This is a genomic window from Actinosynnema sp. NPDC059797 (assembly GCF_042732085.1).
Classification (GTDB): domain Bacteria; phylum Actinomycetota; class Actinomycetes; order Mycobacteriales; family Pseudonocardiaceae; genus Actinosynnema.
This window is the reverse complement of the sequence record NZ_JBHWIE010000192.1, coordinates 1-14,212: the sequence shown is the minus strand read 5'-3', so window position 1 is coordinate 14,212 and position 14,212 is coordinate 1. Positions and strand designations below refer to the sequence as shown.

The 14,212-nt window shown below is 73.5% G+C and carries 16 protein-coding genes; 9 read left to right on the top strand and 7 right to left on the bottom strand.

All coding sequences use genetic code 11. The features are described from left to right. Positions 1–129 precede the first annotated feature (129 nt). Complete coding sequence (locus ACFV4N_RS29870; RefSeq protein ID WP_499675955.1) at positions 130–924, bottom strand: nucleotidyltransferase domain-containing protein; 795 nt, start codon at positions 922–924, stop codon at positions 130–132. Between the two features lie 163 nt (positions 925–1,087). On the opposite strand from ACFV4N_RS29870, the gene ACFV4N_RS29865 reads away from it, so the two are divergent. Further along, positions 1,088–1,303 carry a hypervirulence associated TUDOR domain-containing protein gene (locus ACFV4N_RS29865; RefSeq protein WP_499675954.1) on the top strand — a complete coding sequence of 72 codons (216 nt, stop codon included), beginning with the start codon at positions 1,088–1,090 and terminating at the stop codon, positions 1,301–1,303. Next, the gene (locus tag ACFV4N_RS29860) at positions 1,300–1,608 is read left to right on the top strand and encodes a DUF3140 domain-containing protein (RefSeq protein ID WP_499675953.1); all 309 of its coding nucleotides are present in this window, start codon (positions 1,300–1,302) and stop codon (positions 1,606–1,608) included. The genes ACFV4N_RS29865 and ACFV4N_RS29860 overlap by 4 nt, the downstream gene beginning before the upstream one ends. A gap of 19 nt (positions 1,609–1,627) precedes the next feature. On the opposite strand, the gene ACFV4N_RS29855 is transcribed toward ACFV4N_RS29860, so the two are convergent. Further along, entirely contained in the window at positions 1,628–2,449 is an 822-nt protein-coding gene (locus tag ACFV4N_RS29855; protein WP_499675952.1) for an AAC(3) family N-acetyltransferase, read from the bottom strand. 391 nt (positions 2,450–2,840) lie between these two features. On the opposite strand from ACFV4N_RS29855, the gene ACFV4N_RS29850 reads away from it, so the two are divergent. The 5 genes from ACFV4N_RS29850 to ACFV4N_RS29830 all read left to right on the top strand — a co-directional run bounded on the left by ACFV4N_RS29850 (position 2,841) and on the right by ACFV4N_RS29830 (position 8,186). Beyond that, entirely contained in the window at positions 2,841–3,809 is a 969-nt protein-coding gene (locus tag ACFV4N_RS29850; RefSeq protein WP_499675951.1) for a thiamine pyrophosphate-dependent dehydrogenase E1 component subunit alpha, read from the top strand. After that, on the top strand, positions 3,809–4,783 hold the full coding sequence (locus tag ACFV4N_RS29845) for a transketolase C-terminal domain-containing protein (protein ID WP_499675950.1): 975 nt from the start codon (positions 3,809–3,811) through the stop codon (positions 4,781–4,783). The genes ACFV4N_RS29850 and ACFV4N_RS29845 overlap by 1 nt, the downstream gene beginning before the upstream one ends. Beyond that, the gene (locus ACFV4N_RS29840; protein WP_499675949.1) at positions 4,783–5,544 is read left to right on the top strand and encodes a ferritin-like domain-containing protein; all 762 of its coding nucleotides are present in this window, start codon (positions 4,783–4,785) and stop codon (positions 5,542–5,544) included. Before ACFV4N_RS29845 ends, ACFV4N_RS29840 begins: the two co-directional genes overlap by 1 nt. Before the next feature lie 171 nt (positions 5,545–5,715). Continuing rightward, complete coding sequence (locus ACFV4N_RS29835; RefSeq protein ID WP_499675948.1) at positions 5,716–7,557, top strand: RiPP maturation radical SAM C-methyltransferase; 1,842 nt, start codon at positions 5,716–5,718, stop codon at positions 7,555–7,557. Positions 7,558–7,562: 5 nt separating this feature from the next. Next, positions 7,563–8,186 (top strand): DUF5825 family protein, encoded by a 624-nt coding sequence (locus ACFV4N_RS29830; RefSeq protein WP_499675947.1) that lies wholly within the window; start codon positions 7,563–7,565, stop codon positions 8,184–8,186. A gap of 9 nt (positions 8,187–8,195) precedes the next feature. Here the strand turns inward: ACFV4N_RS29830 and ACFV4N_RS29825 are convergent, their stop codons facing one another. The 5 genes from ACFV4N_RS29825 to ACFV4N_RS29805 all read right to left on the bottom strand — a co-directional run bounded on the left by ACFV4N_RS29825 (position 8,196) and on the right by ACFV4N_RS29805 (position 12,619). Next, positions 8,196–9,440 carry an MFS transporter gene (locus ACFV4N_RS29825; protein ID WP_499675946.1) on the bottom strand — a complete coding sequence of 415 codons (1,245 nt, stop codon included), beginning with the start codon at positions 9,438–9,440 and terminating at the stop codon, positions 8,196–8,198. Further along, positions 9,437–10,750 carry an aminotransferase class III-fold pyridoxal phosphate-dependent enzyme gene (locus tag ACFV4N_RS29820; RefSeq protein ID WP_499675945.1) on the bottom strand — a complete coding sequence of 438 codons (1,314 nt, stop codon included), beginning with the start codon at positions 10,748–10,750 and terminating at the stop codon, positions 9,437–9,439. Before ACFV4N_RS29820 ends, ACFV4N_RS29825 begins: the two co-directional genes overlap by 4 nt. A gap of 429 nt (positions 10,751–11,179) precedes the next feature. Beyond that, complete coding sequence (locus tag ACFV4N_RS29815) at positions 11,180–11,905, bottom strand: glycosyltransferase (protein ID WP_499675944.1); 726 nt, start codon at positions 11,903–11,905, stop codon at positions 11,180–11,182. Between the two features lie 97 nt (positions 11,906–12,002). Further along, entirely contained in the window at positions 12,003–12,158 is a 156-nt protein-coding gene (locus ACFV4N_RS29810) for a DUF6307 family protein (protein ID WP_499675943.1), read from the bottom strand. Next, the gene (locus ACFV4N_RS29805; protein WP_499675942.1) at positions 12,155–12,619 is read right to left on the bottom strand and encodes a DUF5994 family protein; all 465 of its coding nucleotides are present in this window, start codon (positions 12,617–12,619) and stop codon (positions 12,155–12,157) included. The genes ACFV4N_RS29810 and ACFV4N_RS29805 overlap by 4 nt, the downstream gene beginning before the upstream one ends. Before the next feature lie 337 nt (positions 12,620–12,956). On the opposite strand from ACFV4N_RS29805, the gene ACFV4N_RS29800 reads away from it, so the two are divergent. Both ACFV4N_RS29800 and ACFV4N_RS29795 read left to right on the top strand, forming a co-directional pair. Further along, positions 12,957–13,160: a hypothetical protein gene (locus ACFV4N_RS29800; RefSeq protein ID WP_499675941.1), complete on the top strand. Its 204-nt coding sequence runs from the start codon at positions 12,957–12,959 to the stop codon at positions 13,158–13,160. 463 nt (positions 13,161–13,623) lie between these two features. Continuing rightward, positions 13,624–14,007, top strand: coding sequence for an HPF/RaiA family ribosome-associated protein (locus ACFV4N_RS29795; protein WP_499675940.1), 384 nt, complete (start codon positions 13,624–13,626; stop codon positions 14,005–14,007). Positions 14,008–14,212: the final 205 nt, after the last annotated feature.

Sequence of the window (14,212 nt, the reverse complement as noted above, 5' to 3'; positions counted from 1 at the left end):
GGTCCCGCCTGCGGGTGCTGACCGCTTCCGCCGAACGGTTGCCGGGGATACGTCATGTGGCCTCCCGTGCCTCGTCGTCGGCTTCGACGGGGGAGGAGCGGTTCCCGTTCCCGCGGCGGGGTGGTCCGGTCAGCCCGCCTGCCCCAGGACGTCGTCGAGGTACTCCACGGCGAGCTTCTCCGCCTGGCCACGGCGCTCGACCGGCGCGCCGGCGTCGTCGCGCCACCGCCGGTACAGCTCGACGCAGGCCAGGAGCGCCCGACCGGCGTCCTGCCGGTCGTAGCCGCACAGGGTCCTCCGCAGGTCACGGGCCTCGTCCGGGGCGATGAACTCGAGGTGGCGGACACCGCGCGGCGGGGCGCCCACCCGGTGGGCGGCCAGCGGGCCCAGCACCGCCTCGCGCAGGTAGCCGAGGAAGCCGATGGCCTCGAACAGCTCGCCGCGCCCGAGCTTCGTCGCGCCGTAGTGCACCCAGACCCAGAACCGGTCCTCGATCCACTGGAGGTCCGGCGGCGAGGCCGCGGGCGGGCGCTCCGCGAGGGAGCGGGCCAGACCGCCGTCCCGGTCCCACAGGACTTCCGGGTCCTCGACGCGCTCGGCGAAGTCCGAGGCCCGCACGAACTTGAAGTCGACGTGGAGCAGGGGAGGGCCGACGAGCGTGATGATCAGCCGGGGCTCCCCGACGTGCTCGCCGGTGAAACCCACCACCAGGGCGGTCCACGAGCCGATCAGCGCGAGGCGCTCCGCCATGACCTCCTCGAACGCCCCGTCGTCGACGACCACGACGAGGTCCACGTCGGAGTAGGCGTCGGGGCGCCCGCCCGCGAGCGAACCCGTGACGGCGACGCCGGCCACCCTCGGGTCCCGCCGGATCCGGGGCAGCACCTCGTCGAGGAACCGGCTGTGCGAAGAGGGGGCGTCCATGGTCCTCCTTCGAGTGGGAACAAAGTCTTCCAACGTACCTTCGCCACCCGGTCGGGCGCGCGGGGATTTCGCGTGGCTCGGGGCTCCGGGCGGCACCGGGCCACCGGTCACCCCATCGGGTGGCCGTCGTGCACGACCCGGCGCGACGGCACAGGATCTCCCCATGGGCGAGGACGAGTTCGAGAAGGGTGACGCGGTCACCTGGTCCAGTCACGGCCGGACCGTGCACGGCGAGGTGGTCGAGGAGATCACCGAGGACACCGAGGCCGCGGGCCGGGTGGTCCGGGCGTCGGAGGACGAGCCGCAGTACCGGGTGCGCAGCGACAAGAGCGGCAAGGACGCGGTGCACAAGCCGTCCGCGCTGGGGGACGACTCGTGAGCGGCGAGTTCGACGAGGCCGTCAACATGACGGCGGCGGAGCTGGAGAGGTGGCTGGGTACCGACGAGTCGAAGTCGGTCGGCCAGTCCGACGGCGGCGAGTCGGTCGGGCACGAGTCCGGCAGGCGGATCGTGGAGCTGCTGCGGAAGAAGAAGGGCGAGCTGACCGACGACGACCGGGCGCACATGCGCAAGGTCGTCGGGTACGTCCACCGGCACCTGGCGCAGCGCCCGGACGGGGACGTGGAGCACACGAAGTGGCGCTACTCGCTGATGAACTGGGGCCACGACCCCTTGAAGGGCTGACGGAGGGCGGCGGCCCGGTCTACGGGCAGGCGTCGGCGGCCGGTCGGCCGACGCGGTGCTCCGCCAGCCACACCTCGGCGTACGCGACGGCCTCCGCCAGCGGGAACAGCCGGGTGACCGCCGCGCCCACCCGGCCGTGCCGGACCGGTCGGTCCTCGACGAAGGCCGCGCCCAGCTCCGCGAAGTCGTCGTTGTCGACGGCGACGTCGCGCACGGTCGTCCAGGACCGGCCCCGCGCCGTCGTGACCGCGAAGGAGTTGTCGGCCTCCACCGGGGCCGGGAGGCGGTACTCGGCCAGGTGGAACGCGGTGCAGGAGTCGAAGCCGACCCCCAGCAGGAGGACCCGCGCGCCCAGCGCCTCCAGCCGCGCGAGCGGGCTGCGCTCGCCGAGTTGGCTGTCGAGGGCGTGGCCCTCCACGACCTCGGCGGCGCGCGGCCCGACGGCGGCGAACGACGTCTGCGGGTGGGCGCTGCGGAGCGCCCCCGGCCAGGTCCGCACCACCTCGGGGATCACGCCCATGCCGCTCGACGGGGTGGTGCGCGGGTCGTAGGGCGGCATCGACGCGCGGATGCCGTCCCACCACGACTCGGGCACGGGCGGGTTCCGCCACTTCGCCGGGTCGGAGTTGTCGCCGCACTGCGTGGGCACCACCAGCGTGCCGTCCTCGCCCAGGGCGTCGAGCAGCGCCCGCACGACCGCGACGGCCCCGCCGCAGACCCAGCCGAGCGAGCTGAGCGAGGAGTGCACGAGCACGGTGTCACCGCGGCGCAGGCCCGCCTCACCGAGCTGGGCGGCGATCGAGTCCCGCGTGCACAGGGGGCCGGTGGGCGGCTTTCGCATCGCCCCAGGATATCGCCGCGGATCACCGCCGCGGTCCGCGGGATCACCGGGAACGCCCCCGGAAAACGGTCAACCGTTGAAAGGAAAAGCCGAAGTATTGGCGGTGCATTGTGATCTTTCCGTGGCCCAGCGGAAGACCGGGCAAATTTTCGCGAACGGCTGCACCGAATATACGGCCGTCCCGCCACCATTCGGCTGAAGACCCGCCCGCGGACAGTGGAGCGGTGCGGCCGTTCGTGTTCTTCCGCCTGTTTTCCCTGTTCGCGGCCCCCTGATCATCTTAGTATCCCTCTAGCGCGCTGGGCCGGCCGACCCGCCCGGCGAAACCCGACCCCGCCCGACGAATGCGAACGCGCAATCCGCGAACAATGATCATCGCCTTGGGGGCCGCATGAGAGAGGCGGAGCTGGTCGCCGCCTATCGGACGATGTGTCTGATAAGGATCTTCGAGGAAGAGGTCCTGGGCATGACCGCGGCCGGGCTGGTGCCGGGTTTCGTGCACCCCTGCACCGGGCACGAGGCCGTCGCGGCCGGTGTGCTCGCCGGTCGGCTGCCCGAGGAGTGGGTGGTCAGCTACTACCGCTGTCACGGGCACGCGCTGGCCTGCGGCTCCGACCCGCTCGCGGTCCTGCGCGAGATCCTCACCCGGCAGGGCGGCCTGTGCGGTGGCAAGGGCGGGTCCATGCACCTGGCCGACCGCGCCAACCGGTTCCTCGGCGCCAGTTCGATCGTGGCCGCGCAGCTCCCGATCTCGGCGGGCGTCGCGCTGAACGAGCAGCGCGCCGGCGGCGGTCGCGCCGTGCTGGTGTTCTGCGGCGACGGCGCGCTGGGCGCCGGTGTCGCCTACGAGACGCTGACCATCGCCCGGCACCTCGGGTTGCCGCTGCTGGTGGTGTGCGAGGACAACGGCTGGCAGGACCACACGCCGAGCCACGAGGTCGCCTCGCTGTCCCCCGCCGAACTCGCCGCCGGCCTCGGCGTCGGGCACCGCGAGGTCGACGGCAACGACGTCACCGAGGTCGCCCGCGCGGCGGCGGAGCTGCTCGCCGACTGCCGGGCCGGCGCGGGTCCCCGCGTCCTCGTGGCGCGGACCTACCTGCGGCACTTCCACGCGCAGTCCGGCCCCGACGTCCCGGCCGAGTACCGGCCGGCGGACGAGGTCGACCGCTGGCGCCGGCGCGACCCGCTGGACGTGGCGGCGACCGCGCTGGCCGCGTCGGGCGTCGACCCGGCGCCGGTGCGCGCCGCCGTGGCCGAGGAGGTCGCCGCGGTGGCCGCGATCGCCCTGGCCACACCGGAACCGGAGCCCGCTTCCGCGACGACGGCGGTGGCCGTCGCCGGCTGGGCCGGGCCCGCCTGATGGCCCGCCGCCACCCGGCTTCCGCCGCGCTGCGCGCGGCGCTGGAGGAGCAGCCGGACCTCGCCCTGCTGTGCACCCACCACCCGGCCGCCCACCGCGAGCTGTTCGGCGCCGACCGGATGATCCAGCTGCCGATCGCCGAGAACGCCATGCTGGGCATGGCGACCGGCATGGCGCTGACCGGGCGGCGCGTGCTGGTCAACGTCGCGCGGGCCGCGTTCCTGTTCAGCGCGTTCGACCCGCTGGTGAACCAGGCGACCAAGTGGCGCTACCTCACCGACGGCCAGTTCCGGGTGCCGCTGGCGATCCGCGCGCTCACCAGGGGCGGCGAGCACCTGGGCGCGCAGCACGAGCACGCGCCGCACGCGATGCTGGCGCAGGTGCCGGGGCTGGTCGTCGCGGTGCCGGGCTCGCCGAACTCGGCCGCGGGGCTGCTCGCCGCCGCGCTGCGCCACCCCGACCCGGTGGTGGTGCTGGAGTCGCCCGCGCTGTTCGCGCCCGGCTGGGAGTCGCTGCCCGAACCGGAGCCGAGCCCCGCGCCGCTGCCGTTCGGCGTGCCCAACCGGGTCACCGCGGGGCGGGACGTGACGTTGATCGGCATCGGCAACACGGTGCGCACGGTGCTGGGCGCGGCGACCGCGCTCGCCGGGCGCGGGCGCGCCGCCCAGGTCGTCGACCTGCGGACCGCCGCGCCGCTGGACGCCGCGCTGCTGGCCGAGCTGGTCGCGGCCACCGGCGGCGCGGTGCTGGTGGACGAGGCGCCGCCGGCGTGCTCGCTGATGCACTCCGTCGCCTACCAGCTCGTCGCGGCCGGCGCGGTGGCGCCCGACCGGGTGCGCGTGGTCAGCGGCGCGGCGTGCCCGGCGCCCGTCAACCCCGGGCTCCAGGCCGTGCTCGCCCCCGACGTGCCCGCCGTGGTGGACGCCGCGCTGGCCACCCTGGGAGCGCCGACACTCACGAAGGGATCGGTCTGATGGGACTGCTGCGCCCCGAGGCCCTCGACGCCGACGAGCTGACCTACCGCATCTTCGGCCTGGGGCGGGACGTCACGCCGTGGCGGGCCGAGGACGTGATCGCGAGCGGTCCGTTCACCCGGGACGCGAAGCGGTCCGAGCTGGCCTGGAAGCTGGCCTCCCGCGGCTACTACGCCGAGCAGGCGGGCCTGGTGGCCGCCGCGACCCTCGCCGTGCAGACCGAGGACACCGCGCTGCGGTTCAGCCTCGCGACCGCGGTCTCGGACGAGGCCCGGCACGCCGACGCCTTCTACCACTACGCGAGCGTGGTGGGCGGTGAGCCGGAGGAGTGCCAGGAGATGGTCGAGCCGCTCGACGAGGGCCTGACCGCGCTGCCGTACCTGGGGAAGGCGCTCGTGCACACGATGCTGGAGGGCTTCGCCGCCGACGAGTTCCTGCTGCTGCGCGAGGTGTTCGCGGACGACCCGCTCGGCAGGCTGTACCACCACATCCGGCACGACGAGGTCCGGCACATCGCGATCGGCATGAACTACCTCGCGCGCGAGTCCAGGACGCCCGAGGGGCGCGAGGCGTGGCGCGAGCACGGCGAGGAGTGGATCGAGACCGGGCTCGGGCTGACCGGACTCGCCGGCGTGGCGAAGTGGCTCGGCGCGCTCACCGGTCGCGAGCCCGCCGCGGTCCACGACTGGTTCCTGCACCGGCACCGGATCCGGTTGCGGGCGGTTGGGATCGAGACGGCGGGAGGAGGTGACGTGGCATGAAGATCAAGAAGGTGGAGATCAAGACGACCGTGACGGGGGTGTGCAAGTACCTCCAGGGCGGTGACCTGGCGGCCAAGCGCAACACCGCGAAGTAGCAGTTCGGAACCGGGTGGGACCCGCGGCGCCGGTCCCACCCGAGTCGGTCCGCCCCAACGCTTCCCAGGAGGAGACGTGCCCAGGTCGACGTGCCTCGCCGCCATGCCGTGGCAGGCCATCGAGTCACCGTCGTTGCCGTTGGGCCTGCTGCGGGCGTGCTGCGCGGCCGAGGGCCTGCCCGTGCCGCGCGCCTACCACGGCGGCCTGCGGCTGACCGAGTTCCTGATGGCCGCCACCGACGGCGGCCTGGGCGCCGCCGACTACACCGACGTCGCCGAGAACGGGCTGTTCCACGGCCTCGGCGACTGGGTGTTCACCGGCGTGCTGCACGACGACCCGGACTTCGGGGTCACCGCGCTGGACGACTACCTCACCAAGCACGCGGTCGACGTCGACCGGGCGCGGCGGATCCGGCCCTACGCGGCGGAGTTCATCGAGCTGGCCGTGGCCGAGATCCTCGACGGCGCGCCGGACACGGTCGGCTTCAGCACCACGTTCATGCAGAACGTGCCCAGCCTCGCGGCGGCGCGGCGGATCAAGCAGCTCGCGCCCGAGGTCGCGATCGTCTTCGGCGGCGGCAACTGCGACGGCGACATGGGCACCGCCCTGCACCGCAACTACCGGTTCGTGGACTACGTGGTGCGCGGCGAGGGCGAGATCGCGTTCCCGGCGCTGCTGCGCGCGCTGGAGGGCGAGGTGCCGTTCGCCGACGTGCCCGGCCTGTGCTGGTGGGACGGCGACACCCAGCGGGTCAACGACACCCGACGCCACCCCGTGCCGCCCGCCCGGATCCCGGTGCCGGACTTCGACGACTGGTTCGCCCACCTCGACGCCTCGCCGGTGCGCAGCCACGTCGAGCCCAAGCTGGTGGTGGAGACCGCGCGCGGCTGCTGGTGGGGCGAGGCGCACCACTGCACGTTCTGCGGGCTGAACGGCACGCTCATGGAGTTCCGGTCCAAGTCGCCGGACCGCGTGCTCGACGAGCTGGCCCACCTGGTCTCCCGGCACCAGGTGCTCGACGTGATCACCGTGGACAACATCATCGACAACAACTACTTCCGCACCGTGCTGCCCCGGATCGCCGAGCAGGGCTGGGACCTGCGGGTGCACTACGAGCTGAAGTCCAACCTGAAGCCCGCCGAGGTCGAGGTCCTGCGCCGGGCGGGCGTCGCGCACGTCCAGCCCGGGATCGAGTCGCTGGTCAGCCCGGTGCTCAAGCTCATGGACAAGGGCGTGTCCGGGCTGCGGAACGTCCGCACGCTGCGCGACTGCGAGTCCCACGGGCTGACCGTGTCGTGGAACTGGCTGTACGGGTTCCCGGGCGAGACCGCGGCCGAGTACGCCGACGTGGTGCGGCAACTGCCCGCGCTGTGCCACCTGCAACCGCCGTCGGCCGCGGGTCGGATCCTGTTGGAGCGGTTCAGCCCGTACTTCGACAACCCGGCGCTCGGCTTCCCGGAGCGCAGCAGCGCGGACCTGTACGCGCACGTGTACCGGCTCCCCGAGGCGGAGAAGGCCGACCTGGTGTACCTGTTCGACACCCCGGACCAGGGCTTGTCGGAGGCGGAGGCGGCCGAGCTGGTCGCGCAGGTCCACGCCTGGCACGACCTCTACTCGGACAGCTACCTGCAACGGCTCGACGAGGACGGCGCGATCGTGCTGCAGGACCGCCGGGTCGGGTGGCCGCGCGAGGACGTCTTGATCGAGGACCCGGACCTCGTGGCCGCCTACGGGGAGCTGGAGCAGGGCAGGACGTTCGCGGCGCTGGTGCGGCGGCTCGCCGAGGCGGGCAGGCGCCCGGACCCGGACGCCCTGCGGGAGTGGGTGGACGCGTTGCTGCGGCGGGGGCTGCTGTTCTCGGAAGCGGGCGGCTACCTGGCGCTGGCGACCACCGCCGTGCCGGTGAAGGTGGGGTGACGGGCATGACACGCACGACGACGGGCGCCGGTCTCGTGACGCGGGAGCCGCGCGAACAGGGCACCGGGCGGACGCTGGTCCTGCCGGGCTGGACGGCCGCCGCACCGGCCGAGATCGCCGCGGCGGGCTACGAGCGGGTGCTGGTCGAGGAGCCCGTGCCGGCCGGCGCGGACCTCGACGAGGACCTGCGGGTGCTGCGGTTCCTGCGCGAGTGCACCAGCCACGCGCTGCGCCTGGACTGGGTGCTCGGCGGCCTGCCGCTGGTCGGGGAGCGCGACCTCCACCACCTCGTGCCGCCGGCGCGGGGCGTCGGGGACGCGGCCGGGTGCGCGGCGGCGTGGCGCGCCGCCTACCGGTACGGCGCCTACTACTACCGCCTCGGGCCCGGTTTCGTGACGGTGAAGGACGTCCGCCCCGGCGGCGAGGCCGCCCACCTGACCATCGACGGCGAGAGCGCGGACCACTTCCGCGCGCTCGCCGAGGCCACCTCGCCGGCCGAGCTGGACGAGGCGACCACCGGGGCCCTCGCCGACGCGGTGGAGTTCGGCCTGGCCCTGCGCGGCGAGGAGACCGTGCTGGTGCTGCCGTTCCGGATGCGCCACTGGCCCGTCCCCTACGTCGCGGCGTAGGGGCGCGACCTACCGGGCCGGGTCCGGGGCCGGGTCGGGCGCGGGCTCCGGTTCCGGTTCGGTGCGCCAGCCCGGCAGCCAGAACGGGGCCAGGCTGAGCACGCCCACCGCCACACCGACCGCGATCGCGCCCGGCACCCCGAAGGGCACGGCCAGGCCCGCCCCGACGGCCGCGCCCACCGGCGCGCCGAACATGGGGCCCAGCAGCACGATGCTGAACACGCGGCCCTGCAGCACGCCCGGGGTCCGCTCCTGGCGCAGGGTCGCGACGCTCACCCGGAACACGGAGATCGCGAGCCCGAACAGGAACTCGTAGACGGCCAGCATCGCCAGCGGCGAGAGCAGCGACGCGCCCAGGATGAGGCCGAACGAGGCGACCGCGATCGTGTCGGACAGGGTGGCCGCCCGAGTGAGGCCGAGGCGCCGGACCGCGCGGGGCGCGAGCGCGCTGCCCGCGAGCAGGCCGACGTTGCCGACCATGGCCGCGACGCCGAGGCCGATCGGCGAGAGCCCGAGGTCCTGGTAGGCGTACGGGAAGTACAGGCTGCCGATGAGGCCGCCGCTGACGTTGAACACCGTGGTGCCCACCAGGATCCGCCGCAGCAAGGGGTCAGCGAGCACCGCCTGGACGCCGTGCCACGCGGCGCGGCGCGGTCGGTCCACCACCTCGCGGTGCGGCGCGGGGTCGCGGAGGCGCACCAGCATCAGCGCGGCGAGCAACTGGCTCACGCCGTCGACCAGCAGCGCGAAACCGGCGCCGATCCAGCCGACCACGATGCCGCCCGCGCCGGGGCCCACCATGGTGCCCAGCGAGCGGCCGAACGTCAGGCCGGCGTTGGCGGACAGCAGTTGCCGCCCGTCGACCAGCGCCGGCACCAGGGCCTGCGCGGCGACCTGGACGACGGTCGAGGTCACACCCGCGCCGACGGCCACCGCGACCAGCCAGCCCATCGACAGCACGCCGCCCGCCGTCAGCGCCGGCACCGCGAGCACCACCAATCCGCCCGCCACCAGGCCGAGGACGGCCGCGCGGGCGCGGTCGGTGCGGTCGACCCACACCCCGACCGGCAGGCTCACCACCGCGCGCGCGGCCAGCGACACGGCGTACAGCAGGGCGACCTCCGACGCCGAGGCGTCCAGCAGGGTCAACGCGACCAGCGGCAGGGCGAACTCGGTGACGCCGGCCCCGAAAGAGGTGACCCCGTTGGCGACCACCAGGTTCCGCACGGCGCCGAGGCGCCCGCCAAGGCTCAAGCCGGCTTCCCCGGTCGGAAGTCGCGCAGCGCCTTGCCCAGCAGCGCGACCAGGTCCGCGCAGTCGGCCGGGTCGATGACCAGCGTCGGCATCAGCGGCAGCACCCCGACCGAGAAGCTCGTCAGCAGGCCGCCGTCCCGGCACGCGAGCCGCAGCCGGTTGGTGTCGGTCAGGGACCACGGCGTGCCGTCCCGGTACGCCAGCTCGATGCCGATCATCATGCCCTCGCCGCCGACCTCGCGCACCGCCGCGATGTCGGACAACCCTTCCCGCAGGGCGTCGCGCAGGAACGCGGCCCGCTCGCGCACGTCCTCGAAGAACCCGGGCGCGGTGATCACGTCCAGCACCGCGGCGCCGGCGGCCATGCCGATCGGGTGGCCGTCGGTGGTGGAGCCGTTGAGGAAGCCCACGCGGTGCTCGGTGCCGTGGAGCGCGTCGTAGATCGGGCGGGACACGGCGAGCGCGGCCAGCGGGAAGTAGCCGGCGCTCAAGCCCTTGCCCAGCACCAGCATGTCCGGCACGGCCTCCAGCCGCTCGCTGACGGTCATCGAACCGGCCCGGCCCGCGCCGGTGGTGATCTCGTCGGCGATCACGTGGATGCCGCGGGCCCGGCACCCCGCGATCAGCGCGTTGAGGTAGCGGTGCGGCACCGGCTGGACGAACGTGCCGAGCACCGGTTCCACCATGACGGCGGTGACCCGCTCCGCGCCGATCTCGTCGACCAGGTCGAGCACCGGGCGCACGGGGTCGTCGCCGCCGTCGCCGAAGTCCGGGGTCGGCGCGTTGCGGACGAACGGGTCGATCGGCGCGGAGAACCGGTGGAACACCTCCTCGCCGGTCAGGGCGGTGGCCAGCGGACCGGTGCCGTGGTAGCTGCCCTTCACGGTGACGACGTGGGTGCGTTCCGGTTCACCGGTCATCCGCCGGTGGAACCGCGACAGCATGGCGGCGGCCTCGGTCATCTGGCTGCCGGTGTTGCCGAACCTGATGTGGTCCAGCGGGCTCGGCAGCGCGGCGGCGAGCCGGGCCGCGTACTCGGCCGCGACCCGCGTCGGGTGCTCGTAGCGCATCACCGTGCCGGAGGGCAGCACGTCGAGCTGCGCGCGCATGGCGGCCTTCACCGGCTCGCAGGAGTAGCCGAGGGTGACGTTCCACATGGAGGAGCGGGCGTCGAGGTACTCGCGGCCCGCCGCGTCGCGCACCCTGCTGCCGGAGCCGCCGACCAGGAACATGCCCGGGTCGGAGTCGCGGAAGAAGTCCTCCATCGGCGCGTTGCCGTGCCAGAGGTGGTAGCTGTCCGAGTCGAACATTGAGCCCCCGGCCGGAGTTCCGACGTGCGCTGGCCAACGGGTGCGGCGCACCCCTCACCGCGTCCCGTGAATTCGGGGGTGGAATCGGTGCGAGGTGGGAAAAGCCGAACCCGTCGACCTGATCGGGTCAGGACGTTAGGTGCGCGGTGCGGGCGGCATCAACCCCCTTCGGGCACTCCACTCATTCGGCCTAGCGGCGGTTCTCCGGGCCGGACGGGGAGGTGGAGCGATGGCGGTCGACGATCCCGACTGGCACCGCGTGGGCCGATGAGCGGATCTCCGCTGCACCCGGCTCCCCGCACGCCGGTCGGGACGAGCGGAAGACCTCGGTCCCGCTCGGTCGTCGAGCCGGCTGAACCCGCCGCGGACGTGGCCGACGAGCGGTTCGGCACCTCGAACCCGGCCACCGCCGAACCCGCCGTCAGGCCGTCAGCCGGGTCGGCTCGGCGGCTCGCACAGGCCGGTGTCGTCGCCGGCGAGGCTCGCCGAACGGGCGCTCATCCCGGTCGCGAGTCCCGGTTCGGTCAGCACCCGCCGCAGGGCCGCGGCGATGGCGGCCGGGTCGCGGTGGGGCACCAGCAGCCCGGCGCCGTCCACCAGCAGTTCGACGGCGTGCGGGAACTCGGTGGCGATGACCGGCCTGCGAGCGGCCAGGGCTTCGACGAGCACACCGGAGGTGACCCGCTCGGACGAGTCGTAGGGGAGCAGGACGACATCGGCGCGGTCGACCAGCTCCGCCTGCGCGCCCACCTCCCGGTGGGTCGGGTCGAACTCGACCAGGTCCGCGACGCCGCAGGCGATGGCGCGGTTGCGGAGGTTCCTGCGGTAGACCTCGCCCTCCTGCGCCGGCACCTCGGGGTCGGTCTGCCCGACCACCAGGTAACGCGGCTTGAGGTCGCGCAGCGCACCCAGCGCGGAGATGGCCCACTCGATGCCGTTGCCGCGCCCCAGCGGGCCCCAGGTCAGGATCAGCGGCCTGTCGGGGGACGGTTCGCGGGCGGTCACCGCGGTGTCGGCGTGGCCGACGACTTCCCCGATCACCCGCCGCCGGCCGGGCGCCACCGCGCTCAGGCGGTGCAGCAAGGCGGCGGTGAACGTGGCCAGTCCGCACCGGGTGGGCGGGTGCGTGCTCAGGAAACCGTGAGTGCGGAACACGGGGCCCTTCGGGTCGGGGTGGAACGCGGGCCCGGCACCGCCGGCGAGGACCACGCCGTCCGCGGGGTGGTCGGCTGAACGATTTCCGAGTCGGTGATCAGCGCACCTTCTCGGGGATGTGGTCCAGCGCGTCCAGCACGCGCACGGCGAGTTCCCGCGCGTCCTTCCCGCTGATCCCGGAATGCGCCGACAGCGTCTCCCGGACCAGTTCGACCCTGCGTTCGTACGAGGACAAGTAGGTCGGTGTCGTCATGAGGTGCTCCTGCTCGTCTGTGCCGGGACTCGACCACCGTCCGCTTCGCGATCCGCGAGGGCGGTGCGGGACGGGTCGGTCGTGAGTCGGGCCGGGGTGGTCGTGCTGATGCCCGCGGTGAGCAGGTCGTCGACGGTCTGGACGTTGTCGAGGTCCGTCGCGAGCGTCATGGTGCGGTGCGCGGAGGCCGGGTCGGTGTTCGACGGCACGACGAGCAGAGTGAGGCGGTGACCGTCCTCCGCGACCAGGTCCACGGTGTGCGCGGGCCGCGAGTTGAACCCGTCGAGCCGGATCCGACGGCTGTCGGCGGCGGTGCGACGGGGCGCGGTGTTCCACTCGGAGAGGTTGTAGCTCACCCGCAGGACGTCGCCCAGCCGAACCGCCAACGCCGCCGGCAGCGCGGGGAGTTCGACGACGAGGTCCCGGGCTCCCGTCTCCGGCCGGAAAGGCCGGTTTCGCACTTTCGCCGAGTACGACACGAGCTTGACCGCTCCTGTGCGGGATGTTCTCGACAGCGTCGACCCTACACCCGCCGGGCCATGATCGACCGAAAAATCGCCGAATATTTTCTGTCGTCGAACCGAATAAACACAGCCAATTCTCAGGAAACGTCCGCCGGGCCGGGGGTTCGAGCACGGCTATCGATTGCGCGGGTGGGCCTTGCGTGTAGCATCGGAGTACGAGGCGACGTTTCTCCGTGAAACCGCCGCTCTGCCGAAACGGCCGCGAGTTCGGCGTCGGGCGATTTGATCACATTCCGGACGGCCGCACCGCGCGACCGGAGGACGGAGCAACGGCATGAGCACGTCGGAGCGCGCGACCCGGGAGTCGACCACAGGGCGGCCGGCCTCGCGACCGCGGCCGGCGGAGGTCGGCTCTCCGATCCACTCCGCGCGGATCCTCCACTTCGGCCACGACGACGCCGACCCGCGGCGCAGCCGGGTCCCCGCGGACTCCGGTCGCGTCCCGCCGGCGGAGTTCCTCGCGGAGCGGAGCACCTGATGGTCGACGTCTCCCGTGACGCGGTCATGGGCTTCGAGTGGGCGCGCCCCACCTCGTTCGCACGACCGGACTCCCCGGTGGGCGACCACGTGCGCCACTACGGCGTGGACCACAGCCCGTCCTACCCGTGGAACCCGGCGACGCGGGAGGTCGGCGAAGCGCTGCTCCCGCACCTGCGGCCGGTCCTCACCGGCGCCCGGGAGCCGAGCGGGGACATCCGGCGTGCCGTCGAGATCCGCGGGGGAACCGTCCTGAACCCCGGCATCCCCTCGTTCCGACACCGTTCACCGGAGTGCCCGCACGCCCGCGTCAGACCTCCGGCCGCCGAACCGCGCGGAGGTGGGGACCCGCGCGGACGCGACAGGGCCGTACCCGGTGGACGCCGGCGATCCCGCGCGGAACCGTTCCGCGAGCCGACACCCGCACTGACACCCGATGGCAATCCACGGAGGACTGAGAGCACATGCGCGCCACCCCCGAAGGCGAAGCGGTCATCGCCCAGCGGCTTCAACTCGCGACCGGGTTCCACGTGTCGGAACGCGACTGGGTCGTAGGGCACCTGGATGCCCTCGGTACGCGGTTGAGGTCGTTCCGAGCCGATCAGATCGACCTGGAGATCAGCCTGAAAGACCGCGAGGGCGTCGAGCAACGGGTCACCCTGGAGTGCTGGATCAACCGAACTCCTCGTCTGCACCTCGTCGCCACGTCCTCGAAGCGCGATCTGTCAGCGGCGCTGGGCGAGGTCCGCAACGAGTTGGTCCGACAGGTCGACGAGGCCAAGACGCGCACCGAACCGCGCAGCAACCGCGCCCTGAGGGTGGTACCCGAGTTGCCCGAGCAGGAATAGGCGACGAACCCGGACGGCCCGTCACCCACCGCCTCGCGCGCTGCCCGATGACGGGGACGGCCACGGCACGACCCCCGCCGGGGTGCACGTCGCCCGCCCCGTCCACCGGACTGCCCACACCCGCCGGTGTGGGGCGTCCCGGTTTCGGCCCCCCCCGAGCGCGTTGGGCCGCGGGGGAAACCCCGGCCCGCCGGGGCGGGTAGGG